The organism is Curtobacterium sp. 458 (assembly GCF_030406605.1).
Taxonomy (GTDB): Bacteria; Actinomycetota; Actinomycetes; order Actinomycetales; family Microbacteriaceae; genus Curtobacterium.
Genome location: NZ_CP129104.1, coordinates 477,603 through 500,366 on the forward strand (window position 1 = coordinate 477,603; position 22,764 = coordinate 500,366).

Here is a 22,764-nt window from a genome sequence, read left to right on the forward strand (position 1 = left end):
TCACGGAGGATCTGGAGCGGTGCCGATGGAGGACGAGGGCCGGACGTCGGCACGTGCCGCACTGGTGGCGGCGCTCGACGTCGTGGGAGCGGCGCCGTCCGAGCGGTTCGAACGGATCGTCCGCGTCGCCCGGGAGGTCTTCGACGTCCCGTTGTCCTACGTCAACGTCCTCGACGACGACCTGCTGCACACCCTGACGCCGAACGTGCCCGACGAGATCGTGTCCGGACCCATCGGTTGGTCGTTCTGTCAGCTGACGATCCGGCAGGTCGAACCGACGGTCATCTGCGACACGACCGCCGACCCACGGACGGCCGGACTGCCCGGGGTGACGAACCGCGGCATCCGCTTCTACGCCGGCGTCCCGCTGACGATGCCGGGTGGCATGCCCGTCGGGACGCTCTGCCTCATGGACACGCGGCCGCGGGACTTCTCGCTCGCCGACGAGGCCGCGCTGATCGACTTCGGCCGCTGGGCGGAACGCGCCCTCGGCCAGGGCCTCCACCACGACCGGTTGCAGGACGTCGTGGCCGCACTGACGCCCGCTCCGCTCGGGGTCGGCGACCTGCACGTCTCCGCGACCTCGGTACCGTACGGCGACACGAGCGGGGACCTGCACGACTGGTCGACCGACGGGCAGCACCTCACCGTGACGCTCGCCGACGTGATGGGCAAGGAGCAGCCCGCGGCGATCCTCGCTGCCGGGATCCGTTCGGCGCTCCGACAGCACCGCGACCGTGCACCCGAGGACGCCGTGCGGGCCGTCGAGCCGGCGGTCGCGGAGGACCTCGTCGCCGCGAGCGCGTTCGCCACGCTGTTCCACGCCCGGGTCGCCCTCGGCACGGGAGCGGTCGAGGCGGTCGACGCCGGACACGGACTCGTCGTGCACCTCGGCGCCGACGGCCGGCACCGGATGCTGCGCTCGCACGACCTGCCGCTCGGCCTGCACCCGGTCGGCGCCGCGCGGTCGGTCACGACCGTCACGCTGGCCCCCGGTGACGCACTCCTCGTGGCGAGCGACGGCGCACTCGACCTCGGCGACGGCACGATCGACACCCTGTCCGAGCTCACGCGCACGTTCGAGCGCACGCGGGACCACCACGCGTTCCTCGAGACCGTGCGACTCCGCGCCGCCGAGCGTGCGGAGGACGACGTGACCGTGGTGCTGCTGACCCGCGACGCCTGACCCGACCTCGCGTCACAACATCGTCGTGAGCACGCCCCCGTCCGCACGGAGGGCAGCTCCGGTCGTCGCCGATGCCCGCGGGCTGGCCAGCCAGACGACGAGGTCGGCGATCTCCGACGGCTCGATGAAGCGACCGAGCAGGCTCGTGGTGTTCTGCCCGATGATCGCGTCCCGGACCGTCGCGACGGGCGCTGCCTGGGCAGCGGCGACCGACGTGACGGCGGCCGCGACCCCGTCCGACCAGGTGGGTCCGCCGAGGACGGTGTTCACCGTGACCGACGTGCCCCTCGTGCGCTTCGCCAGCCCGTTGCCGAGCGCCACGAGGCCGGCCTTCGTGACGCCGTACGGGACCATGTCGCCGGGCACGTCGACACCCGACTCGCTGCTGACGAGCACGATCCGCCCGTGCCCACGGTCGAGCATCCCGGGGAGCAGCCTCCTGGCCGACCGGACGGCGCTCATCAGGTTGACGTCGAGGTAGCGCTGCCAGTCGTCGTCGCCGACGTCCTCGAAGCGGTCGAGGCCGAACACGCCGACGTTCGCGACCAGGACGTCGACCTCGCCGAGTTCGTCGAGGAGACGGTCGACGGCCGCCGCGTCGGCGAAGTCCGCCGCGATGCCGGCGACCCGGACGTCGGGTGCCGCTGCTGCGAGCCGCTCCACCGCCGCGGCGACACGGTCCGGCGACCGGCCGTTGATGGTGACGTCGACGCCCTCCGCTGCCAACGCTGCTGCGACGGCGTAGCCGATGCCCGCCGTCGAGCCGCTGATGAACGCGGTCCGGCCGCGCAGTCCGAGGTCCATGTGGCACTCCGTTCGTCATGACTTGCTTGAGCAAGCGACGGTACGGCAGATGACTTTCCTGAGCAAGTGCGAGCAGGTAGCGTGTCGACGTGGACTTCACCGACGACGAACTCGCGACCTGGTCATCACTCGCGACGCTGCTCGAGCGACTCCCCGCCGCACTCGACGCCCAGCTGCAACACGACAGCGGCCTGACGCACTTCGAGTACGGGGTCCTCTTCGCGCTCGACAGCGCTCCCGATCGCGCGCTCCGACTGAGCACCCTCGCGGCGTACGCCAGCTGCACGCTGTCACGCCTGTCGAGGGCGGTGACACGGTTGCACCGGCAGGGTTGGGTCGAACGGGTGGTCGACCCAACCGACGGCCGGTTCACCCTCGGCGTCCTCACCGACACCGGACACGCACAGGTCCTGGCAGCGACCCCCGGGCATCGCGCGCTGGTCAGGCGCCTCGTCTTCGACACCATCGGCGAGCGGGAGGCGCAGCACCTGGGTGCAGCCGCACGTGCCGTCGCCGAGGCGATCGGCCCGGCGCCCGTGTGGGCACCCGGACGACCCACCTGAACGGACGGACCTCAGTCCGCGATCGCGTGCTGCACGATCCAGCTGTGCATGACGATCGCAGCGGCGGCCGAGGCATTGATGCTCCGCGTCGACCCGTACTGGGTGATCTCGAGGTGTGCGTCCGCCCCGGCCACGGCCTCGGCGGTCAGCCCCGGGCCCTCCTGGCCGAAGAGGAACACACAGCGCTCCGGGATCGCCGCGGTCTCGATGCGCTCGGCACCGTCGGTGTTGTCGATCGCGACGACCGGCCGCCCCTCGGCGTGCATGGCCTCGAGGAACGCCGCGACGTCCGGGTGGTACCGGACGTGCTGGTACCGGTCGGTGACCATCGCGCCGCGCTTGTTCCAGCGGCGGCGCCCGATGATGTGCACGACGCCGGCGAGGAACGCGTTGGCGCTGCGCACGATCGACCCGATGTTGAGGTCGTGCTGCCAGTTCTCGATCGCGACGTCGAACGCGTGGCGGCGGGTGTCGAGGTCGGCGACGATCGCCTCCATCGACCAATACCGGAAGCGGTCGACGACGTTGCGGGGGTCGCCGTCCGCGAGGAGCTCCGGGTCGAGCCGGGGGTCGTCGGGCCACGGCTCGGGGTGGGGGCCGACGCCGTTGGTCGTGCGCTCGTGGGAGGGCTCGGGCTGGGCGGCGGTCACGCCCTCCAGACTAGGACGCGCGTGACGCTGCGACCCGCGCCTCGATGCCGGCGAGCAGCACCTCGACGCCGAGCGTGAAGCGGTCGTCGTACGAGTGCGACCCGAGGATCTCCCCCACGAGCGCGTGCCGCTCCGGCCGGCCGGCCTCGGACGAGCCCCGGCCGACGAGGACGCCGACGTGCCCGACCACGAAGTCGTAGACCACGAAGAACGCGTACATCGCCTCGCGGTCCGGCAAGCCGGCATCCTGGAGCGCCGAGACGACGGTCCGGACGACGCCGTCCGACTCGGTCGAGGCGAGCGGCGCGTGCTGGCTGTGCGACTCGAGGACGAGCGGGTGCGTCGTCATGAGGTCGCGGAAGGTGCAGGCGAAGACCCGGACGACCTCGCGCCAGTCCGACGGCCACACGAACGTCGACGCGAACTCGTCGACGGTGCGTCGGACGAGCTCGGCGTGCAGGTCGTCGAGACCGCCGATCGTCCGGTGCACGGTCATCGGGGCCACGCCGAGCGCCGCCCCGAGCGCGCGGAAGGAAAGCCGGTCGAGCCCCTCCTCGTTCGCGATCCGGGTCGCGGCGTCGATCACCTGCTCGCGCGAGAGCACGTTCGGACGACCGCGTCGTCGCCGCGGCGCCACCTCGGCCTCGCCGACGGACGCGTTCCCGGCAGCACCGGAGACGGCACCAGCAGCAGCGGGTCGGGGGGTGGCGGCGTGGGCGAGGGGGTCGACGAGCACGGTGGGACTCCTTGATCCAGTACGTGTACCGAAAAGCCTAGGGCAAAAGCGAGTGTCATTCGGTGACTCGACCATCCCGGCAACCGACGCCGACGCGCAAGAGCCGATCCGTGCCTCCCGGCCTGCTCCCAGCCCGTGCCGGGCGCGACCGCACGCGCAGCCGGCGCGACCATCCGCTCGCACTAGGGTGAGGCCATGGCAACCCGCGACGAGGTCGAGTGCTGGCTGACGGACATGGACGGCGTGCTCGTCCACGAGAACCAGGCCCTGCCTGGGGCACCGGAGCTCATCCAGCAGTGGCTCGACGAGGGCACCGAGTTCCTCGTCCTGACGAACAACTCGATCTTCACGCCGCGCGACCTGAGCGCCCGGCTCCGCGGTTCGGGCCTGCACGTGCCCGAGGAGCGCATCTGGACGAGCGCGCTCGCGACCGCGGACTTCTGCCGGTCCCAGATGCCCGGCGGCTCCGCCTTCGTGATCGGCGAGGCCGGCATGACCACGGCACTGCACGAGGCCGGCTTCATCATGACCGAGACCGCCCCCGACTACGTGGTCGTCGGCGAGACACGGAACTACTCGTTCGAGGCGATCACCAAGGCCGTGCGGCTCATCCGCGACGGCGCGCGGTTCATCGTCACCAACCCCGACGCGACCGGCCCGAGCGCCGAGGGCGTCCTGCCGGCGACCGGTGCGATCGCCGCGATGATCGAGAAGGCCACCGGCAAGCAGCCGTACGTCGTCGGCAAGCCGAACCCGATGATGTTCCGCTCCGCGATGAACCGCATCGGGGCGCACTCCGAGAACACCGGCATGATCGGCGACCGCATGGACACGGACGTCCAGGCCGGCATCGAGGCCGGGCTCCACACCGTGCTCGTGATGACGGGCATCAGCGACCAGGCCGAGATCGAGAAGTACCCGTTCCGACCGAGCGAGGTCATCTCCGGCGTGCACGAGCTCGTGCGCACCGAGCCGTTCGAAGTCGAGATGTAGGAGCACCGTGCGCTGGGACCCGGACCGCTACGCCGCCTTCGCGGACGACCGCGCACGCCCCTTCCACGACCTGGTCGCGCAGGTCGCGTGGTCGGCGGGCGACGGCCGGGAGGCACCGCGTCGCGTCGTCGACCTCGGTTGCGGCCCCGGGACCCTCACCGCCACCCTCGCGGCCCGCTGGCCGGGCGCGCAGGTGGTCGGGATCGACAGCTCCGCGGAGATGCTCGCCACGGCGCCGTCGGACGTCCCCGGGCTGGCGTTCGAGCTCGGCGCGATCGAGGACTGGACGCCGGGCGCGACGGACGACGTCGTCGTGACGAACGCCGCGCTCCAGTGGGTGCCGTCGCACGTCGAGCTCCTGCCGCGGTGGTTCGCCGCGATGCCGTCGGGCGCGTGGTTCGCGATGCAGGTGCCGGGCAACTTCGACTCCCCGTCGCACGCGCTCATGCGGTCGGTCGCGGCCGACGGACCGTGGGCGTCCGTGCTCGACGGCGTGCTGCGAGCCGATCCGGTACTCGACCCGGCGGGTTACCTCGGGCTCATGCTCGACGCCGGACTCGAGGCCCGGGCGTGGGAGACGACGTACGCGCAGCTGCTGTCCGGCGACGACCCGGTGCTCGCGTGGGTGCGGGGCACGGGGCTGCGGCCCGCCGTCGCCGCCCTCGACGCCGCGGACCCGACCGGTGCGCTGACGACCGCGTTCACCGAGCGGTACGCCGCCCTGCTGCGTACCGCGTACCCGGCCGGACCGCACGGCACGGTGTACCCGTTCCGTCGGGTGTTCGCGGTGGGCCGCAAGCGCTGACGCGTCGTTCGCCGCTGCGCGTCAGACCGACTGGAGGCGCGGCTCGTCACCGCGCACGACGAACGCCGCCATCGGGGGCACCCCGACCCACCGCCGCCGTGTACGACGTTGGCGGTCGTCCCGCCACGCCACCATGCCGCCCGCGACGATCCCGAACGCGAGCAGGCCGAACGAGAACAGGCCGATCACCCCGGCGACCGTCAGCGTCGAGAGGTCGGACGGGTCCGCCGTGGGCGAGTAACCGATCGACCCGAAGTCCCAGAACGCGTGCAGCAGCACGGGCGCGAGCAACGACCCGGTCAGCCGTCGCGCGACGTACAGCGTCGAGCCGAACGACGCCGCGAACACGACCTGCAGGAGCGTGGGCCCGACACCGGCTCCGGCGAGGATGTTCAGCAGGTGCAGCAGCCCGAACAGCACGCACGACACCGCCCACACCGCGAACTCGGGCAGACGTCGACGCAGCCCGACGAGCAGCACGCCCCGGGTCATCAGCTCCTCGAAGACCCCGACGAACAGCACCCCGACCGTGAGCAGCAGGAAGTACCGGACGGGCAGCGCGCCCCAGTCCACCAGCGGCAGCCGCACGAGGCAGACGAGCAGGATCCCGAGCGGCGCGATCATCGTCCAACGCAGGGGCGTCCGGGTGAGGTCGACGGTCGCGATCCGCCACCAGCCGAGCGCGGTGACGACGACCGCGAACGCCGCGACCGCGATCCCCTCCGGCACGACGAGGGAGCGGACGACGCTGTCGACCGTCTGCCCGAGACTCGGGTAGTCGTCGCTCGGGCGGGCCCGGACCGCGCTCACCACGGCGAACACGACGAGGGGCGCGACGCCGACCAGCAGCGAGGGGGGAACCGGCCAGCGCCGTCTGCGAGCAGGGGCTGCTGACGTCACCCTTGCGTTTGTACCATTGACGCATGCGGCTTCCCTCCCTCAGCACCATGGCCGAGGACTACGTGAAGCTCATCTGGAAGGCGGGCGAGCGCGGCGGTGCCGGTCTGGCGACGCGCGACATCGCGGCGGCGCTCCGGGTCTCGGCCTCCACGGTGTCGGGCAACCTCCGGAAGCTCGACCGCGACGGCCTGATCGAGCACACCCCGTACTACGGCGTCGTCCTCACGCCGCTCGGGCAGCAGGTCGCGGTGGCGATGGTCCGCCGACACCGGCTGATCGAGACGTTCCTGGTCCAGCGGCTCGGGTACGGCTGGGACGAGGTGCACACCGAGGCCGAGGCACTCGAGCACGCGGTGTCGGAGACCTTCCTCGACCGCGTCGACGCCGACCTTGGGCACCCGACGCACGACCCCCACGGCGACCCGATCCCCCGCGCGGACGGCTCCGTGCCGGACTCTCCCGGGGCGCTCCTGGGCACCGTGACACCGGGCACGTGCGGCACGGTGGACCGGGTGTCGGACGACGATCCCTCGCTCCTGCGGTACTTCGACGAGCTCGGGGTGGCGCTCGGCACGCACCTCCGGGTCGAGCAGGTCCGGGACTACGCGGGCGTCATCGCGGTGGCGCGCCGCTCCGCCGACGGCTCGGAGTCCCTCGTCGACCTGCCGGCCGCCGCCGCGACCGCCATCTGGCTCGCCCCCGACGACGACTGACCGGCGCGGTCCGCCCGTCCGACCCCGCCCCGCTTCGTCCGATCCCGCCCCGCGCTGGTCGCACGACGTGCCGCTCACGTCCACCCTGGTCGCACGACATGCCGCGCGGGCGTCCACAAGCCGACAGGTTCTGCGACCAGGCACCCGGCGTGACGGCCGCGGCACCCGCAGCGCCCACGCCAGCCCGGCGTCAGCCGCGCGCCACCACCGACTGCCGCCGGAACGGCGCGGCCAGGGTCGACGCGATCTCCCGCCGGTTGATCCAGAACACGACGACCGCGGCGACGAGGTGCACGATGCTCAGCACCCACCGCCCGCTCGTGTCCGTCACCACGAACTGGACCGCGAAGAGCGCCACGAGCGCGATCGCCGACCACCGGTGGAACCGCAGCGCGATGATGATGGCCACGCCGAGCACCGTCTGCGAGGCGGTGAGCATGAACTCCTCGACCTGCCGACCGTCGAGCGGCAGCCCGCCCGTGGTCCCGCCGCCGAGCACGTGCGCGATCGGCAGCGACCCGACGAGCAGCGACCACTGGTTCACCTTCGAGGCGATGAGCGTCCCGATCGCCGCACCGCCCATCCCGCGCAGGGCGAAGAGCGCGGCGACGATGAACTCCGGCGCCTCGGTCGCGAGCGGTGCGAGCCACTGCACGAGGAAGTAACTGTCGATGCCGAGCGCGCTGCCGGAGGACACGAGGGCCTCGGCGAAGGGCTCCGCGGACGACAGGATCACCGCGGCTGCGACGACGAACAGCGCGACGATCGTCCATCGACGCGCGCGGGTCGGCATCGCGGCGATGTTGCCCGCCATGCCGACGAGTTCCTCGTCGTCGTCGTCACCGTCGGACACCTTCGACGCGCGCCACAGGTAGGCGACGAACGCGGCGAGGAGCACGAACCCGAACCACAGTGGGATCGACCCGAACAGCGGGATGAGGAACGCCACGACGGCGAGGAGCGCGAGGAACCCGATGTCGAGCCGGGAGGACTGCTCGAGCTGCAGCACCCGCGTGGCCGACGCGGGCAGCGAACCGGCGCGCACGTACCGCCGGGCGACGAGCAGCGAGATGACGACGACGAGCGGCCAGCCGAACCCGAGCAGCAACCGGTTCGACCCGGTCATGTTGGCGGCGGCGAACTGCTCGAACGCGGGGTCGGAGCCGGACCGGAACGCGTAGAACAGGTCGACCGCGTACTCGGGCAGCACGGCGATGAGCGCGAGGATCGCGATGGCCAGGGCGCCCGCGATGTCCTTCTGCGCGGCCTCGGCGGCCCAGGCGAGCAGGAACGAGGCTGCGACGACCGCGCCGCCGAAGACGAGCAGGTCGACGACGGGGTTCGGCGCGGAACCGGTCAACCGGAAGACGACGGCGGGCAGTGCGAGGACGACGCAGATCGCGATGCGGCCCCAGGCACTGCGGCCCATGCGGGCGGGCGGTGCGGCGGCGTCGACGACGCGGACGGGTGAGGTGTCGATCACAGGGGGGTCCCTTGGTCGGGCCGCACCGATCGCGCAGGGGTGGGGAGCGCTTCGGCACGGCAGAACGGCCGAAGGTCTCGCTCGCCCGCCGGGTGGGACCGGCAGGTGGTGCACCGGGCCGATCGTCGTGATGGCCAGTGTGTCGATGCACGCGCTGGGAGCTACTCCCCTTCGACACCCACCTTGGCCGGTGTCGTTCCCGACGCGCAAGCCGATCCGGGGGTTTCGAGACGCCGAATCCGCGGGTTCCGGCGCCCGCCCAGCGCTGGTGCGGACGGCCGGGAGGCGCGTGGCGGCGCCGCCACGCGCCTCCCGGCCGTCATCCGCTCACGTCGGCGGCCGTCGCGCTCCTGCGGGTCGCGTCAGCCGGAGGCGCGCTTGCTGCGTCCCAGCGCCATCTCGCGTCGCGCGCGCTCCAGCGCGAGCGAGGACGCGGCGTCCGGGTCGTGGAGCAGCCGCTCGGTGTCGGCGACGTGCTCGCGCACCGACTCGCCGCGTCGCGCGGCGGCGTCCGCGAGGACCGGCGCGACGACGTCCTCGCCGAGGGACACCAGCGCACGACTGAGGGCCAGGCGGCGGTCCCGGTCGCCCTCGCCGAGTTCCCGGGCGAGCCGTCGGGCCAGCGCGGGTCGTTCCCCCTCGGGGGCGAGGACCGCGGCGGCACGCCAGGCCGTTCGCCGGACACCGGGGTCGGTGTCGCCGATCCGGTCCGCGACCTCGGCGTACACGGACCCGTCGCGGATCTTCGACAGCGTGTGGAGCGCCTGCGACCGCGCCTGCGCTTCCGGACGGTCGAGCTCGGCGACGAGCCGTGGCACGACGACCTCCGCCGGCAGCCGGACGAGCGACCACGTCAGGGCCTCGCGGACCTGCAGGTCGGGGTCGACCGCGCACTGCTCGAGGAGGACGTCGAGGTCGGCCGGGTCCGCCGCGGTGCCGGCCGCCATCACGGCGCGGAGGCGCGCGGAGGAACGGGGGTCGGCGAGGTGGTCGGTCAGCGTGCTCATCCCCTCATGCAACACTGCGAAGCCCCTGGCCGGGCGACAGGCGGCCGGGCATAGCGTGGGAGGGTCGCGGCCGTCACCGTGACCGCGACGACCAGACCACGAAAGGACCACCATGCCCCGCATCGGTACCAGCGACCTCACCGTGTTCCCCCTCGCACTCGGCGGCAACGTCTTCGGCTGGACGGCCGACGAGCAGACTTCGCACCGGGTACTCGACGCGTACACGGGCGCCGGTGGGGACTTCGTGGACTCGGCCGACGTGTACTCCGCCTGGGCGCCGGGCAACAGCGGCGGTGAGTCCGAGCGGGTCATCGGTTCGTGGCTCCGCGCCTCGGGCAAGCGCGACGACGTCGTCATCGCGACGAAGGTGTCGCAGCACCCGGAGTTCCAGGGCCTCTCGGCGTCGAACGTCGCAGCGGCTGCCCGGGCCAGCCTCGAACGGCTCGGCACCGACCGGATCGACCTGTACTACGCGCACTTCGACGACGAGTCGACCCCGCTCGAGGAGACCGTGCGGGCGTTCGACCAGCTCGTGCGCGAGGGCCTCGTCCGGTACACGGCGATCTCGAACTACTCGCGGGAGCGCGCCCAGGAGTGGATCCGCATCGCGGACGAGCACGGCCTCGCGAAGCCGGTCGCGATCCAGCCGCACTACAACCTCGTGACGCGGGAGCCGTACGAGTCGGACATCGCGCCGCTCGCCGCCGCCGAGCACCTCGGGGTGGTGCCGTACTTCGCCCTCGCCGCCGGGTTCCTCACCGGGAAGTACCGCTCGGAGGAGGACTTCGCCGGCAAGGACCGCGAGGGGCAGGTGTCGGGTTACTTCTCGGACGAGGGGCTCGCGGTCGTCGACGCCCTCGACACGATCGGCCGTGAGCACGGCGTGGAGATCGCGACCGTGGCCCTGGCGTGGCTCCAGGCACAGCCGGACGTCGTCGCGCCGATCGCCAGCGCGCGGAACACCGACCAGCTGCCGGCGCTGCTCGCGTCGGCGGAGCTCGAGCTCAGCGCGGAGGAGCTGCGCACCCTGTCGGACGCGTCCGCGAAGGTCCCCGCCGCACGTTGACCGCGGCGGCGGCGCCCCGCGCTGCCGCTGCTGAACGACGTCGCCGCTGTCGTACGACGGCGGCGACGTCGTTCGTCGCGCACGCGGGCAACCCGCGCGGGCACGGAGCGACTCCGCGGTGGTCGTACGACGACGACCGCGTCGATCGACAGCCGCGCCCCCACGCTCGTCGCTCCAGCGCCGCTGACGCCGGCTGCGCGACGACGACGACGACACGCTCGACGCCGCCCGCGCCGCCTACGCCGCGGGCGCGAGCGACCCCGTGAGCTCCTGCCCCGACGACCGCGTGACGAAGCACGAGATGAACGTGTCGCCCTGCTGCCACGTGGACTCGTCCGGCGCGTAGGCCCCCTGGACCTGCACGTCCCCGACCGAACCCGCCGCGGCCGTGTCCAGCGCCGCCGAGGTCTGGCACTGCTCCGCAGCCTGCGCCGCGAGTGCGTCCGCCCCCGGGTACGCGTCCGCCTGGACGGGCAGCCGTGCGGTGAGCTGCGCCGCGTGCGGCGTCGCGCAGTCCACGACCGTGAAGGTCTGCGCCCACGCGTTCGTGAACGGCGTCAGGCACTCCCCGCCCGCGAGGTCCGTCCACGCGTGCTCGCCCGGGGCCGCCGGCGTGGTCGCGAACTGGAGCCCCGTCGCGGGCGTCTGCGCCTGCTCGGCCTCGGCGGAGGGCGTCGACGACGGCGCCGCGGACTGCGCGGCGGCGGTCGGAGACTTCGTGGGTGGGACGAGATGGTCGGCGACCGTGTTGCCCATGATCCACTTCGCGAAGAGGAACACGAGGACGAGCAGCACGACGATGAGGACGATCGCGCCGCCGATGAGGAGCTGCTTGCCGCGCGTCCCCTCGCCCTGCAGCTTCGCGAACTGCTGGTTGATGAGCCCCTGCTGGGACGGCGACGGGGTCTCCGACGCGCGGGCCGAGGGAGCAGCGGGGGTGGGAGCGGCGGCCGAGGACGACCGGACCGCGGGCATCATCGCCGTGCCGGTGTCGTGCGGGTCGTAGCCGGTCGTGCCGAGCTGGTCGACTGCGGCGGTCCCGAAGAGGTCCTTGATCGCGCTCGTGTCGCTCGTCTCGCGGTCGGTCCACTCCGACTGGTCGATGTCCTCCGGGCGCACCGCTGCTGCTGCGGGGTCGGTCGTCGCGGCGGGCTCCGGGTCGGGGCGGTCCTCCGGAGCGGAGAGCAGTCCGTCGAAGTCCTGACCGACCGCGGGCGGGAGGTGCGCCGGGTACGACTCGGGGGTCGGCTCGACGAGCGGCGGGGCGGCGGTCGGCGGCACGGCGTCGTCGGGTTCGGCCCACCACGGCGTCGCGGACGCGGAGCGTGGCGGCTCGAAGGCGACGGTCGGGGTCTCCTCGGCCTCGTCGGAGAGCGACCACCTGGTCGTGGCGGCCCCGTCCGCTGCCGGCTCGGCAGGCGCCGGCTCGGCAGGCGCCGGCTCGGCAAGCGCCGGCTCGGCAAGCGCCGGCTCGACAGGGGTCGACGGTCGCGTCGGTTCGACCGGGAGGCCCGTGGCCGCGTCCGGTACGGAGAGTCGCGTCGTCGGGGCGTCCGGCTCGGATCCCGTCGGTGCGGCGGCCGCAGCCCCGGCAGCGACCGCACCGGCGGCGCCGAGTGCGGCGGCGGTCGGCAGTCCGGGCGCCGCGGTGGGGACCGCTCCGGTGGCGACCTCGTCCTCGTCCTCCGCCTCGTCCGCGAGCGTCCACGACCCGGCCGTGTCGTACGCCTCGGAGGTCAGCGTCGTCGGGACCTCGCCCGTCTCGTCGTCGTGCACGGCCCAGTCGAACGGACGGTCCGACCCGGCAGCCGCGTCGTCGTCGGAGGACGACTGCACCCGCAGCAGGTCGGTGAAGCTCGGCGGCTCGTCGGCGGAGGGCAGCGCGTCCTCGACCCCGAGCGGCTGACGGGCCATCGGCTCGCCGACCGTCACCGCTCCCGTGCCGGTGCCGGTCGCTCGGCCGAGCCAGTCGACGTCGTCACGGCCGGTCCCAGTGGGGTCGGTCCGCCGGCGTTCCTCGTCGAGCGCCCGGGCCTCGGCGGCGCGTGCGTCCCGGTTCGACTGCGCGGTCGGCAGCTGGATCGAGCTCGGGTGCGCCTGCTGCGACGGCGCGCGGAGCTCCTCGGGCATCGAGATCGCCTGCGTGGCACCGGCGTCGGCCGGCACCTCGTCACGCGCCGCCGCCTCGTCACGCGCGGCCGCCTCGTCACGCGCGGCCGCCTCGGCCGGGCTCGTGTCCGCGCCGGCGGAGTCCTCCTCCGAGGGCGCGGTGAACGGCTCGGGCAGCGGCGCACCGGTCTCCTGCGCGGCCTTGATGGCCTCGCGACGCTCCCGTCGGGACGGCCACTCGTCGGCCGAGCGGGGAGCGCCGAAGATGTCCGCGGCACTGCGGAGACCGTGGAACGGAGCGTCCGCGTCCGACGCGCGCCGTGCCTCCAGGCCGTCGTCCCCGTCTCCGGGACCGGCGGTGCCCTCGGGGCCCTGCGCGTCGTCCGGACGCTCCCCGGTCACGCGGACAACCCCAGGTCGGCCAACCCGATGGCGGCGTAGTAGGGGTACCCGGCGGCCTCGATCTTCTCCTTGGCGCCGGTGTCGCGGTCGACCACGACGGCGACCGCGGCGATGATCGCGCCCTCACGCTCGAGCGCCTCGGCCGCCTTGAGCGGCGAGCCGCCGGTGGTCGAGGTGTCCTCGAGCACGATGACGCGCTTGCCACGGACGTCGGGGCCCTCGACCTGACGGCCGCGACCGTGGTCCTTCGGCTCCTTGCGGACGACGAAGGCGTCGTACGCGAGGCCACGCGCGGCGGCCTGGTGCAGCACGGCGCTCGCGATCGGGTCGGCTCCCATGGTGAGGCCACCGACGGCGGCGACGTCCGGGACCTCGGCGATGAGGTCGGTCATCACCTGCCCGATGAGGGGTGCCACACGGTGGTCGAGGCTGACCTTCCGCAGGTCGATGTAGTACGACGCCTGCTTGCCGCTGGTCAGGGTGAAGTCGCCGTGGAACACGGCATCGGCCTTGATGTGGTCGATCAACTGGTCACGCACGTCAGTCACAGCGCACCAGAGTAGCCGGTCGGGGTGATCGGGCGCTCCTGTGCACCTGGGCGGCTCCCGCCGAGGCGCGCTCGGTACGCTCCGGAGCATGCCCCGCTCCGCACCGCCGCCAGCCGTCGAGGCGGGCAGCGCGGCCACCGCGGGCAGGTGGGTCGCGATCGGCCGGGAGGCACTGGGCGCCCTGGTCGCGCTGGCCCTGTCCGTCATCGCGTTGCGGCACGTCGTCGCCACACCGCGGGTCGCGTTGCTCTGGTACGACGGCGACTCGGTGCTCCTGCCGCTGGTCCGGCGCTCGCTCGACGCCGGGCAGCCGTTCGAGTGGGCGATGTCCCCCGCGCTGTTCTTCTTCCCCGAGCTGCCGGTCTACCTGCTCTGCTCGGTGGTGACGGCGACCCCGCAGCAGGCGCTCGCGCTGAACGGCGTGCTCGTGCTCCTCGCCGTGTACGCACTGCTCCGCGCGGCGGCGAACGAGCTCATGCCCTCGGCCGGACGTCCGGCACGGATCGCAGTGTCCGGGCTGGCGCTCGCGTTCGTCACGGCGCTCGTCCTGACCGAGTCGACCGCGACGGCCACCTCGCTCGAACTCGCGTCGCTGCTCCTCACGACCACCTACTACTACGGCGCCGTGCTGGCGATGCTCGCGACCGCCGTGCTCGTGCTCCGGGCAGTGCGGACCGGACGGGCATCGGTCCCGGTCCTCGTCACGCTCGGCCTCGTCGCGGCGCTGACGACCGCGTCGAACCCGCTGTACGTGCCGTGGTCGGCCGGCCCGGTCATCGTGACACTCGGGCTGCTCGCACTCGCACGCCGGGTGCCGTGGCGGCCGGCCGGGCTGCTCGGCGGGGTGCTCGTCGTCGGCTCCGTGGTCGGGTACCTCGTGCGGATCCCGCTGCGCCCGTTCGTGTCGCTCGACCCGTCCACCTACGTGCACCCATCGCGGGCGTTCGACACCCTGGCGTTCTTCGCGCAGCTCACCGACGACCGGGCGGCCACCGCGGCGGGCGACGCCGGGCTGCTCCTGCTCTTCGTCGGGGTCCTGCTCGCCGTTGGTGGCACGGTGTGGGCCTGGCGGATCCGGACCTCCCGCACGGTGCTCGTCGCCACGGTGCTGCCGCTCGTGACCGTGGTCGCAGTGTCCGTCGGGGTCGTGGTCGCCGGGTCGGAGACCCCGCGGTACCTCGAGCCGATCGTGACCGCGCCGCTCCTGGCGTTCATCGCGGTCGCCGAACTCACCCGGACCGCCGTCCGCGCGACCCGGGTCCACCGACCGTCACGGGCGGTCCGTACGCTCCTCGCGATCGGTGCGGCGGCCGTCCTCGTCGCGGGGGTGGCTGCCGTCCCGGGGACCGTCCGCACCGTGTCGGACGCCCGCTACTCCGCCGCCGGCTGCCTCGATCGCTGGGCAGCGGGGCGGGACGTCACCGGGGTCGGGCAGTTCTGGACGGTGCGGCCACTCGCGACCTACGCGGCGCCGAACGTCGAGCTGCTGCAGGTCCGGGACACGTTCGACACCTACCCGTGGTTGGTCGACCTCGGCGCCTACCGCGGGGCCCGGCCGACCTTCGTGGTCATCGGCTCCGGGGACGTCTGGACCCGGGCCGTGGAGGACTCGCTCGGCGCTCCGGCGTCGATCACGCACTGCACGGGCTTCGACGTCTACGACTACGCGGGGACCACGGGCGCGGCCGTCCTCCGGGACCGGGTCGTGCAGAGCGCGGAGCAGACCCTGCGCGACCGGGGCTTCTGAGCTCCACCCTGTCGCGCGGTGTTCCATCCACAGCGGCGCGCCCGCGACCCGATCTGCCTGTACGGATGTATAGGCTTCCCCCTGTGACCCGCGCCACCAGCCCCCGACCCCGCCGGACCCTCCCGCTCCGCCTCGCCGTCACCGGTCTGGCGCTCGCGGGACTCGTCGGCACCGTCGTGCTGGACGCCCCGGCGGCGCAGGCGAAGACCTACCCGTCGTGGGACGACGTGCTCGCCGCCCGTGGCAAGGAGTCCGAGAAGCAGACGCAGATCACGAAGATCCGCGGCATCATCGACGGGCTGTCCGACGACCTCGAGGAAGCCCAGGCAGAGGCCCAGCGCCTCGGTGACGACTTCCAGGAGGCGCAGGCCGCGGCGCAGCGGCAGGCGGAGACGGAACAGAAGCTCCGCGCCGAGGCCGACGAGCACGCCGAGACCGCCGAGCAGAGCGCCGCCCAGGCCGGGCAGCTCGCCGCCCAGATGGCTCGCTCCGGCGGCGCGGACGTCACCGCGTCGGTCGTCGGCAGCTCGGAGGACGCCTCCGACCTGCTCTACAACCTCGGCGCCCTGAGTAAGCTCTCCGAGCAGGCCGAGCGCGTCGAGGCCGCTGCCTCCGCGGACGCCTCCGTCGCGCGGTCCCTCACCGCACAGGCCGACCGCGCGGCCAAGAAGCTCGACGAACTCGCTGACGAGGCGAAGGAACGGATGGACGTCGCGCAGGCCGCGTCCGACAAGGTCCAGGCAGCGTACGAGGAGCAGCAGTCGAACAAGGCCCGGCTCGACGCACAGCTCGCGACCCTGACATCGGGTCGTGTCCGGTCCGAGAAGGAGTTCGCGAAGGGCGAGGCGATCCGCAAGGCGGCGGAGGAGAAGGCTGCACGTGAAGCTGCCGCCCGCGCCGCTGCTGCCGCGGCCGCTGCAGCCGCCGCGGCGAACAGCGGCGGTTCGTCGGGTGGGGGCTCCGGTGCCTCCGGCGGGTCGAGCGGCGGGTCCTCGGGCGGCTCCGTGGGGTCCGGCTCGGGTACGGGCTGGGTCCGACCGGCGAGCGGCGGCATCACGAGCCCGTACGGCTACCGTGTGCACCCGATCCACGGCGGCGTCATCTTCCACGACGGCGTCGACCTCGGCAGCCCGTGCTCGTCGGCCATCGTGGCGGCGGCCGCCGGGACGGTCGAGTACGTCGGCTGGTACGGCGGCTACGGCAACTACGTGCGGATCTCCCATGGCGGCGGGATCACGACCGCGTACGGCCACATCGTGAACGGCGGCTTCCGGGTGTCGCCCGGGCAGCGCGTCTCGGCCGGGCAGCTCATCGCGCTCGTGGGCTCCACGGGGAACTCGACCGGGTGCCACTCGCACATCGAGGTCCACACGGGCGGCGCCACGATCGACCCCGTGCCCTTCCTCCGCGCTCGCGGCGTCGGCATCTAGCGGGCCCGCGCGGCCGCGCACCGGCGGCGCTCTCGCGTCTTCGCGCTCTCGCGCTCTCGCGCTCTCGCGCTCGCACAACCAAAGGCACCTCGAACCGCGCGCATCCGCGGTTCGAGGTGCCTTCGGTTGTGCGCCACCAATCCGCACCGGCACCCACGCCGGCACCGGCACCGGCACCGACGCCCGCACCGGCACCTGGCGTCAGTGCACGCGGTCCGGCTTCCCCGACCCGACGCCCCCGCGGGCGATCTCGAGCAGGACCGGCAGCCGCTCGCCGAGCAGCGCGTCGAGGTCAGCGACGACCGCCTCGACCCGCTCGGTGAGCTCACGCGGCCCGGCCCCGCGGCGCGGACGCACCCGGATGCGCACGGCACGGCGACCACGTACCCGGTAGACGTCCACGGCGAGCGACGCCACCTGCGGCAGCGCACCGATCGCCGACGACAGGGCGTGCTGCACGGCCGCGGCATCGATCCGCACCGATCCCGCGACGCCGTCGGCACCACCGTCGTCCTGCACCACCGTGCCGGTCCGTCCGCCGCCGAGCGTGCTGAGCACCACGAGCGCGAGCACCCCGACGACGACCGCGCCGCCGAGGACCGCGGTCCACGCGACGAGCGACGCTTCCTCGGCCGCGCGGGTGCCGAGGTCGGTCAGGCCCGGTCGTGCGAGGTCGTGCCAGATGCCGGCGGCGGCCGGGACGGTCTGCACGAGGACGGCTCCGGCTCCCGCGACGAGCAGGGCGAGCCCGACGACGACGAGGGCGATGCGTCCGACGACGCGGTTCGTGGCGTTCACCCGTCCACCCTCCCGGTCGGCTGCACCCGGACGTGCGGTGTCACGGTGGGCTGCGCCGCGACGGCGTCGAGCTCCCGCCGGACGGCCTCGGTGGCGTCGAGCACGGGCACGTCCACCCCGGCGGCAGGCCGCAGCACCACGTCGACGGTCCGGCGTCCGACGGTGCCGACGGCGGCGTCCGGCCCGAGGCGCGTGGCGGAGCGGGCTGCACGGGCGGCCGCGGACGCGAGCACCTCGTCGTCGACGACCACCGCGAGCCGGTCGGACGGCAGGGTGTGACGGGGTCGGCGCTGCGGCAGGAGTCCGCGGAGCAGGAAGGTCAGCCCGACGAGGGCGACGATCGCGCCGACGGTCACCACCACGGTCGTGTCGAGGCCGTCCGGTGTCCGCACGGCCGTGTCGACGAGGGCTCGGGGGTCGACACCGGCCACGCGTTGGCCGAGCAGGACGACGGCGGCGGCGAAGACCACCGCAGCGGCGAGCAGCACGGTGAGCAGCATCGCGACGACGACGGTGCCCGAGCGCGACGCGGAGGTCTCGCGGCGGAGGACCCGTCGGTACACCCGCTCGTTCCCCGCCGACGACGCGTCGAGTCCGCGGGCCGCGCTGGCGTCCGGAGCCGCGCTCACCGCACCCTCCTCGGCGTGTCGACGACCGACGATCCGTAGGTCACGTCGACGCGGTCGACCTGCCGCCCGGTGATCGTGTGCAGCCGCTCGGCGATCGTTCCGCGGGCGCGGTGTGCGGTCCGCAGCACCGGCTCGGACGGGACGGTGCCGGATCCGAGCGCGGGCACGACGAGCGGGGCCGTTATCTCGACCGCGAGCGAACCGTGCCCGTCGTCGGCGATCCGGGCACGGACCTCGCGGAGGGGTGCACGCAGCGCCTCGGAGGCGACCGCCTGCGCGGTGTGGACGAGTGCGGCGGGACCGATGCGGTCCCACCCGGGCACGACGCCGCCGCTGCCGGTCCCGCCGGCGACGACGGCGCCGGTCACGACGAGCTCCGGCGTCCGCGGAGCACGTCGACGAGTCGGCGCACGTCGAGGTCGCCGCTCACGATCCGACCGACGAGGGCCCCGACGAGCATGAACACGGCGACGACGACGAACGCCCAGAACCCGAGCGTCACGGCGACGATCGCGAGGACCGCCCCGACGCCCGCCCCGACGACGGTCCCGTTCATCGCACGCGACCCTCGGAGTCCTCGGTCGCGGCCGGCAGCCCCGGGATCTCGACGTCGTTGATCGCGACGTTGACCTCGGTGACCTCGAGCCCGACGAGGTCGGTGACCGCGGCGGTGACGGCTTCGCGCACGGCAGAGGCGACCTGCATCATCGGCACGGGGTACTCGACGACGATCGTGATGTCGACCGCCGCCTGGGTCTCGCCGACCTCGACGCGGACGCCCTGCCCGAGGTCGCTCGACCCGATGGCGTCCCGGATCGCTCCGAACGCGCGCGCCGCGTTGCCACCCAGGGCGTGCACGCCGGGCACGTCGCGCGCGGCGATGCCGGCGACCTTCGCCACGACGGCGTCGTCGATGAGGGTCTTGCCCTTGGTGGTCACCTGCGTCGTCGTGGTCCCGGTGGTGGTCCCGTCGACGCGGTCCGTGGTGGATGCCATGGGTGGTCTCCGATCTGATCCGCTGATCCGGTGGTGCACCCCAGCGAACACCATCCCACCGGGGAGGGACCGGTAGGTTCGGACCCATGCGCGTGGCGACCTGGAACGTGAACTCCGTCCGCACCCGAGTGGGGCGGATCGTCGACTGGTTGGTGCGCGAGGACGTCGACGTCCTCGGCATGCAGGAGATCAAGTGCAAGCCGGAGCAGTTCCCGACCGAGGCGTTCGAGGCCGCGGGCTACCAGGTCGAGGCGCACGGGCTGAACCAGTGGAACGGGGTCGCGTTCGCCAGCCGGCTGCCGATGGAGGACGTCACGCGGGACTTTCCCGGCCAGCCGGGCTTCCTCAAGGGCCGGGAGGGGCCGGACCTCCCGGTCGAGGCCCGCGCGATCGGCGTGACGGTCGACGGCGTGCGCCTCTGGAGCCTCTACGTGCCGAACGGCCGCGAGCTCGGCGACCCGCACTGGACGTACAAGCTCGACTGGCTGGCACAGCTCGCCGACCGCACGTCGGAGTGGCTCATCGAGGACCCGAACCTCCCCCTCGCGCTGATGGGCGACTGGAACGTGGCGCCGTTCGACCGGGACGTCTGGGACATGGCGGTGTTCGAGGGCGCCACCCACGTCAGTGAGCCGGAGCGCGCGGCGTTCCGGGCGTTCGAGGAGCGCGGCCTGCAGGACGTGGTGCGTCCGATCGTCCCCGACGGCTACACCTACTGGGACTACAAGCAGCTCCGGTTCCCCCGCAACGAGGGCATGCGCATCGACTTCGTGCTCGGCTCGCAGGCGTTCGCGGACGTCGTCACCGACGCGGCGATCCACCGCAACGAGCGGAAGGGCGACGCCCCGAGCGACCACGTGCCCGTGACGGTCGACCTCGACCTCGACACCTCGCTCGACGACGACCGGCCGATGATCTTCTGACGCGCGCGGCGTCGCGAGCGCACGCGGCGTCGCGAGCGCACGCGGCGTCGCGGGCGCACGCGGCGTCGCGAGTGCACGCATGTCGCGAGCGCACGCCCACTCGAGGTCGCGCGCACCGAGCGCGTCGCGAGTGCCCGCCCGTTCGCGACCCCACGCCGGACAGCGCGCTACGGGTGCAGCAGGGCCGCGATCGCCACGAGCACCGGAACCGACCCGACGGTCGAGACGAGCACGACGTCCCGCGCCACCGGCACGGCGGCACCGTAGCGCTGCGCGTAGTTGAAGACGTTCTGCGCCGACGGCAGCGCCCCGAGCGTGGTGAGCACGAAGACGTCCTGTGCGCCGAGGCCGAACACGTACCGCGCGAACACGAACGCCACGGCGGGCATGACCACGAGCTTGATCGCCGACGCGACGACGACGTCGGTCCGGATCGCCGGGTCCCGCAGCGGTGTCGCGCCGTGCAGGCTCATCCCGAACGAGAGCAGCACCACCGGCACGGCCGCGGCCCCGACCAGGGAGAACGGCTCGAGGACGGGCGCCGGCAGCTCCACGTGCAGCGCACTGCACACGAGCCCGACGAGCGACGCGATGATGATCGGGTTCCGGAACGGCCCGGCGATCCGACGCCCGAGGCTGCCCGAACCGGCCGTCGCGGTGTCGAGGACCGTCAGGGCGATCGGCGCGAGGACGATGAGCTGCAGCAGGATGACCGGGACGACGGCGGTGGCCTGCCCGAGGACGTAGACGGCGACCGGCAGGCCGATGTTGTTCGCGTTGACGTAGCTCGACGCCAGTGCTCCGACCGTCGTCGTCGTGAGCGGACGCCGGAGCACCACCCGGAAGACGATCGCCGCTCCGAGCGCGACCACGAGCGCGCTGACGAGCGACACCCAGAGCACGGGCGAGAGGAGCGCGGCGATGTCGGCGGTCGCGATGGTGTGGAACAGCAGGCACGGCATGAGCACGAAGAACGCGAGTCGGCTCATCACGAACTGGGCGTGCGGACCGAGCAGGCCGGTGCGCCCCACGACGTACCCGGCAGCGATGATCGCGCCGATGATCGCGAACCCGGTCAAGACGCCACCCATCCCGTCCATCCTGGCACCTCGGCTTCATGTGACGTCGTACAGCCGGGAAATGCGAACGCATCGAATACCGTTGACGGCACCATGACCTCGCAGACGCTCACCCGCTCGACCGACTCCAGCCAGCCCCTCGTGCCGCTCCTCGAGGAGCGGTGGAGCCCGCGTTCCTACGACGAGACCGCGACCATCGACGACGCCGCGTTCGACGCCGTCCTCGAGGCTGCACGCTGGGCCGCTTCGGCCATGAACCACCAGCCGCGCCGCTTCATCGCCGGTCGCCGTGGCACCGAGACGTTCCGGAAGATCAACGAGAACCTGCTCGGCTTCAACGCCGCGTGGGCGTTCCGTGCCAGCGCGCTCGTGGTCGGCGTGCTCGAGACCGTCACCGAGGACGGCGAGGAGCGGCCGTTCGCGCAGTACGACCTCGGCCAGTCGCTCGCCGCGCTGACCGTGCAGGCGCACGCCGAGGGCCTGCACGTGCACCAGATGGCGGGCATCGACGCCGAGGGGCTCCGCGCCGCGTTCGACCTGCCGGAGCGATTCCTGCCCTACACCGTGACGGCGATCGGCACGGTCGCGGACCCGTCGCAGCTCGACGACAAGGCCGCCGAGCGCGAGGTCGCGCCGCGCACCCGCCTGCCGCTCGACGAGGTCGTCCTCGTCAAGGAGTAGTCGGCAGCACGTCGTACCGACGGCCGGGTCCGCACGGGCCCGGCCGTCGTAGTATGTACTGACATGCAGAACGCGATGAACTTCTACACCCGCAAGTGGGTCCGCCCCGAGGACCTCAACGCCAACGGCACGCTCTTCGGCGGCAGCCTCCTCCGCTGGATCGACGAGGAGGCCGCGGTCTACGCGATCATCCAGCTCGGCAACGGCAAGGTCGTGACGAAGTACATGTCGGAGATCGTCTTCGTGTCGTCCGCGCGTGAGGGCGACATCGTCGAGATCGGCCTCGTCGCCACCCGCTTCGGCCGGACGTCGCTCACGATGCGGGCCGAGGCGCGCAACCTCTTCACGCACCGCAGCATCCTCACCATCGACGAGGTCGTCTTCGTGAACCTCGACGAGGACGGCAACCCGGCGCCGCACGGCTACACGGACATCACCTACGCGCGCGACCGGGTCCCCGCCACGCACCGGGCCTGACCGGCCGCCCGCCGCCCGCCGCATGCTGCACCGCCCACC

At 73.1% G+C, this 22,764-nt stretch carries 25 protein-coding genes; 11 read left to right on the forward strand and 14 right to left on the reverse strand.

The features are described 5' to 3' along the window. Nucleotides 1-25 precede the first annotated feature (25 nt). Complete coding sequence (locus tag QPJ90_RS02290) at nt 26-1,186, forward strand: GAF domain-containing SpoIIE family protein phosphatase (RefSeq protein ID WP_290134148.1); 1,161 nt, start codon at nt 26-28, stop codon at nt 1,184-1,186. A 12-nt stretch (nt 1,187-1,198) separates the two neighbouring features. Here the strand turns inward: QPJ90_RS02290 and QPJ90_RS02295 are convergent, their stop codons facing one another. Then, nucleotides 1,199-1,990, reverse strand: coding sequence for an SDR family oxidoreductase (locus QPJ90_RS02295; RefSeq protein WP_290132862.1), 792 nt, complete (start codon nt 1,988-1,990; stop codon nt 1,199-1,201). A gap of 89 nt (nt 1,991-2,079) precedes the next feature. On the opposite strand from QPJ90_RS02295, the gene QPJ90_RS02300 reads away from it, so the two are divergent. Beyond that, the gene (locus tag QPJ90_RS02300; RefSeq protein ID WP_290132863.1) at nt 2,080-2,553 is read left to right on the forward strand and encodes a MarR family winged helix-turn-helix transcriptional regulator; all 474 of its coding nucleotides are present in this window, start codon (nt 2,080-2,082) and stop codon (nt 2,551-2,553) included. 11 nt (nt 2,554-2,564) lie between these two features. On the opposite strand, the gene QPJ90_RS02305 is transcribed toward QPJ90_RS02300, so the two are convergent. After that, on the reverse strand, nt 2,565-3,203 hold the full coding sequence (locus QPJ90_RS02305) for a TrmH family RNA methyltransferase (protein ID WP_290132864.1): 639 nt from the start codon (nt 3,201-3,203) through the stop codon (nt 2,565-2,567). A gap of 10 nt (nt 3,204-3,213) precedes the next feature. Continuing rightward, nucleotides 3,214-3,939, reverse strand: coding sequence for a TetR/AcrR family transcriptional regulator C-terminal domain-containing protein (locus tag QPJ90_RS02310; protein WP_290132865.1), 726 nt, complete (start codon nt 3,937-3,939; stop codon nt 3,214-3,216). A gap of 195 nt (nt 3,940-4,134) precedes the next feature. On the opposite strand from QPJ90_RS02310, the gene QPJ90_RS02315 reads away from it, so the two are divergent. Both QPJ90_RS02315 and QPJ90_RS02320 read left to right on the forward strand, forming a co-directional pair. Continuing rightward, entirely contained in the window at nt 4,135-4,932 is a 798-nt protein-coding gene (locus QPJ90_RS02315) for an HAD-IIA family hydrolase (protein ID WP_058725198.1), read from the forward strand. 7 nt (nt 4,933-4,939) lie between these two features. Then, nucleotides 4,940-5,737, forward strand: coding sequence for a methyltransferase domain-containing protein (locus tag QPJ90_RS02320; RefSeq protein WP_290132866.1), 798 nt, complete (start codon nt 4,940-4,942; stop codon nt 5,735-5,737). A 21-nt stretch (nt 5,738-5,758) separates the two neighbouring features. On the opposite strand, the gene QPJ90_RS02325 is transcribed toward QPJ90_RS02320, so the two are convergent. After that, the gene (locus QPJ90_RS02325; protein WP_290132867.1) at nt 5,759-6,637 is read right to left on the reverse strand and encodes a CPBP family intramembrane glutamic endopeptidase; all 879 of its coding nucleotides are present in this window, start codon (nt 6,635-6,637) and stop codon (nt 5,759-5,761) included. 23 nt (nt 6,638-6,660) lie between these two features. On the opposite strand from QPJ90_RS02325, the gene QPJ90_RS02330 reads away from it, so the two are divergent. Next, on the forward strand, nt 6,661-7,350 hold the full coding sequence (locus tag QPJ90_RS02330) for a metal-dependent transcriptional regulator (protein ID WP_290132868.1): 690 nt from the start codon (nt 6,661-6,663) through the stop codon (nt 7,348-7,350). A gap of 190 nt (nt 7,351-7,540) precedes the next feature. Here the strand turns inward: QPJ90_RS02330 and QPJ90_RS02335 are convergent, their stop codons facing one another. Both QPJ90_RS02335 and QPJ90_RS02340 read right to left on the reverse strand, forming a co-directional pair. Further along, the gene (locus QPJ90_RS02335; protein ID WP_290132869.1) at nt 7,541-8,833 is read right to left on the reverse strand and encodes a sodium:proton exchanger; all 1,293 of its coding nucleotides are present in this window, start codon (nt 8,831-8,833) and stop codon (nt 7,541-7,543) included. Between the two features lie 362 nt (nt 8,834-9,195). After that, the gene (locus tag QPJ90_RS02340) at nt 9,196-9,840 is read right to left on the reverse strand and encodes a HEAT repeat domain-containing protein (protein WP_290132870.1); all 645 of its coding nucleotides are present in this window, start codon (nt 9,838-9,840) and stop codon (nt 9,196-9,198) included. Between the two features lie 112 nt (nt 9,841-9,952). Between QPJ90_RS02340 and QPJ90_RS02345 the strand changes: the two genes are divergently transcribed. Further along, a complete protein-coding gene (locus QPJ90_RS02345; RefSeq protein ID WP_290132871.1) occupies nt 9,953-10,906 on the forward strand; it encodes an aldo/keto reductase in 954 nt (317 codons plus the stop codon). A 237-nt stretch (nt 10,907-11,143) separates the two neighbouring features. Here QPJ90_RS02345 and QPJ90_RS02350 read toward each other — a convergent pair whose 3' ends face one another. Further along, the gene (locus QPJ90_RS02350) at nt 11,144-13,417 is read right to left on the reverse strand and encodes a septum formation family protein (protein ID WP_290132872.1); all 2,274 of its coding nucleotides are present in this window, start codon (nt 13,415-13,417) and stop codon (nt 11,144-11,146) included. Next, on the reverse strand, nt 13,414-13,965 hold the full coding sequence (pyrE, locus tag QPJ90_RS02355; RefSeq protein ID WP_290132873.1) for an orotate phosphoribosyltransferase: 552 nt from the start codon (nt 13,963-13,965) through the stop codon (nt 13,414-13,416). The genes QPJ90_RS02350 and pyrE overlap by 4 nt, the downstream gene beginning before the upstream one ends. Before the next feature lie 88 nt (nt 13,966-14,053). Here pyrE and QPJ90_RS02360 point away from each other — a divergent pair, with 88 nt between their 5' ends. Beyond that, nucleotides 14,054-15,712: a hypothetical protein gene (locus tag QPJ90_RS02360; protein WP_290132874.1), complete on the forward strand. Its 1,659-nt coding sequence runs from the start codon at nt 14,054-14,056 to the stop codon at nt 15,710-15,712. An 83-nt stretch (nt 15,713-15,795) separates the two neighbouring features. Continuing rightward, nucleotides 15,796-17,142 carry a M23 family metallopeptidase gene (locus QPJ90_RS02365; protein ID WP_290132875.1) on the forward strand — a complete coding sequence of 449 codons (1,347 nt, stop codon included), beginning with the start codon at nt 15,796-15,798 and terminating at the stop codon, nt 17,140-17,142. Nucleotides 17,143-17,343: 201 nt separating this feature from the next. Here QPJ90_RS02365 and QPJ90_RS02370 read toward each other — a convergent pair whose 3' ends face one another. From QPJ90_RS02370 to QPJ90_RS02390, 5 genes are read right to left on the reverse strand one after another with little or no spacing between them, the layout of a single operon-like run. Then, nucleotides 17,344-17,940: a hypothetical protein gene (locus tag QPJ90_RS02370; RefSeq protein ID WP_290132876.1), complete on the reverse strand. Its 597-nt coding sequence runs from the start codon at nt 17,938-17,940 to the stop codon at nt 17,344-17,346. Further along, nucleotides 17,937-18,569, reverse strand: a complete 633-nt coding sequence (locus QPJ90_RS02375) for a hypothetical protein (protein ID WP_290132877.1) — start codon at nt 18,567-18,569, stop codon at nt 17,937-17,939. The genes QPJ90_RS02370 and QPJ90_RS02375 overlap by 4 nt, the downstream gene beginning before the upstream one ends. Next, a complete protein-coding gene (locus QPJ90_RS02380; protein ID WP_290132878.1) occupies nt 18,566-18,937 on the reverse strand; it encodes a hypothetical protein in 372 nt (123 codons plus the stop codon). Before QPJ90_RS02380 ends, QPJ90_RS02375 begins: the two co-directional genes overlap by 4 nt. Then, nucleotides 18,934-19,125: a DUF2273 domain-containing protein gene (locus QPJ90_RS02385; protein ID WP_058725186.1), complete on the reverse strand. Its 192-nt coding sequence runs from the start codon at nt 19,123-19,125 to the stop codon at nt 18,934-18,936. The genes QPJ90_RS02380 and QPJ90_RS02385 overlap by 4 nt, the downstream gene beginning before the upstream one ends. Continuing rightward, a complete protein-coding gene (locus QPJ90_RS02390; protein ID WP_290132879.1) occupies nt 19,122-19,565 on the reverse strand; it encodes an Asp23/Gls24 family envelope stress response protein in 444 nt (147 codons plus the stop codon). Before QPJ90_RS02390 ends, QPJ90_RS02385 begins: the two co-directional genes overlap by 4 nt. Before the next feature lie 86 nt (nt 19,566-19,651). On the opposite strand from QPJ90_RS02390, the gene QPJ90_RS02395 reads away from it, so the two are divergent. Further along, complete coding sequence (locus tag QPJ90_RS02395) at nt 19,652-20,488, forward strand: exodeoxyribonuclease III (RefSeq protein WP_290132880.1); 837 nt, start codon at nt 19,652-19,654, stop codon at nt 20,486-20,488. Nucleotides 20,489-20,655: 167 nt separating this feature from the next. Here QPJ90_RS02395 and QPJ90_RS02400 read toward each other — a convergent pair whose 3' ends face one another. Further along, complete coding sequence (locus QPJ90_RS02400; RefSeq protein WP_290132881.1) at nt 20,656-21,579, reverse strand: AEC family transporter; 924 nt, start codon at nt 21,577-21,579, stop codon at nt 20,656-20,658. Nucleotides 21,580-21,660: 81 nt separating this feature from the next. On the opposite strand from QPJ90_RS02400, the gene QPJ90_RS02405 reads away from it, so the two are divergent. Then, nucleotides 21,661-22,248 carry a nitroreductase family protein gene (locus tag QPJ90_RS02405; RefSeq protein WP_290132882.1) on the forward strand — a complete coding sequence of 196 codons (588 nt, stop codon included), beginning with the start codon at nt 21,661-21,663 and terminating at the stop codon, nt 22,246-22,248. 63 nt (nt 22,249-22,311) lie between these two features. Next, entirely contained in the window at nt 22,312-22,725 is a 414-nt protein-coding gene (locus tag QPJ90_RS02410) for a hotdog domain-containing protein (protein WP_290132883.1), read from the forward strand. Nucleotides 22,726-22,764 lie beyond the last annotated feature (39 nt).

Excerpts from the sequence above, each read along its gene's own strand:
- QPJ90_RS02290 (WP_290134148.1), top strand. The coding sequence starts at position 26 with ATGGAGGACGAGGGCCGGACGTCGGCACGTGCCGCACTGGTGGCGGCG.
- QPJ90_RS02295 (WP_290132862.1), bottom strand. The coding sequence starts at position 1,990 with ATGGACCTCGGACTGCGCGGCCGGACCGCGTTCATCAGCGGCTCGACG.
- QPJ90_RS02315 (WP_058725198.1), top strand. The coding sequence starts at position 4,135 with ATGGCAACCCGCGACGAGGTCGAGTGCTGGCTGACGGACATGGACGGC.
- QPJ90_RS02330 (WP_290132868.1), top strand. The coding sequence starts at position 6,661 with ATGCGGCTTCCCTCCCTCAGCACCATGGCCGAGGACTACGTGAAGCTC.
- QPJ90_RS02340 (WP_290132870.1), bottom strand. The coding sequence starts at position 9,840 with ATGAGCACGCTGACCGACCACCTCGCCGACCCCCGTTCCTCCGCGCGC.
- QPJ90_RS02345 (WP_290132871.1), top strand. The coding sequence starts at position 9,953 with ATGCCCCGCATCGGTACCAGCGACCTCACCGTGTTCCCCCTCGCACTC.
- QPJ90_RS02360 (WP_290132874.1), top strand. The coding sequence starts at position 14,054 with ATGCCCCGCTCCGCACCGCCGCCAGCCGTCGAGGCGGGCAGCGCGGCC.
- QPJ90_RS02385 (WP_058725186.1), bottom strand. The coding sequence starts at position 19,125 with ATGAACGGGACCGTCGTCGGGGCGGGCGTCGGGGCGGTCCTCGCGATC.
- QPJ90_RS02390 (WP_290132879.1), bottom strand. The coding sequence starts at position 19,565 with ATGGCATCCACCACGGACCGCGTCGACGGGACCACCACCGGGACCACG.
- QPJ90_RS02395 (WP_290132880.1), top strand. The coding sequence starts at position 19,652 with ATGCGCGTGGCGACCTGGAACGTGAACTCCGTCCGCACCCGAGTGGGG.
- QPJ90_RS02400 (WP_290132881.1), bottom strand. The coding sequence starts at position 21,579 with ATGGGTGGCGTCTTGACCGGGTTCGCGATCATCGGCGCGATCATCGCT.
- QPJ90_RS02405 (WP_290132882.1), top strand. The coding sequence starts at position 21,661 with ATGACCTCGCAGACGCTCACCCGCTCGACCGACTCCAGCCAGCCCCTC.
- QPJ90_RS02410 (WP_290132883.1), top strand. The coding sequence starts at position 22,312 with ATGCAGAACGCGATGAACTTCTACACCCGCAAGTGGGTCCGCCCCGAG.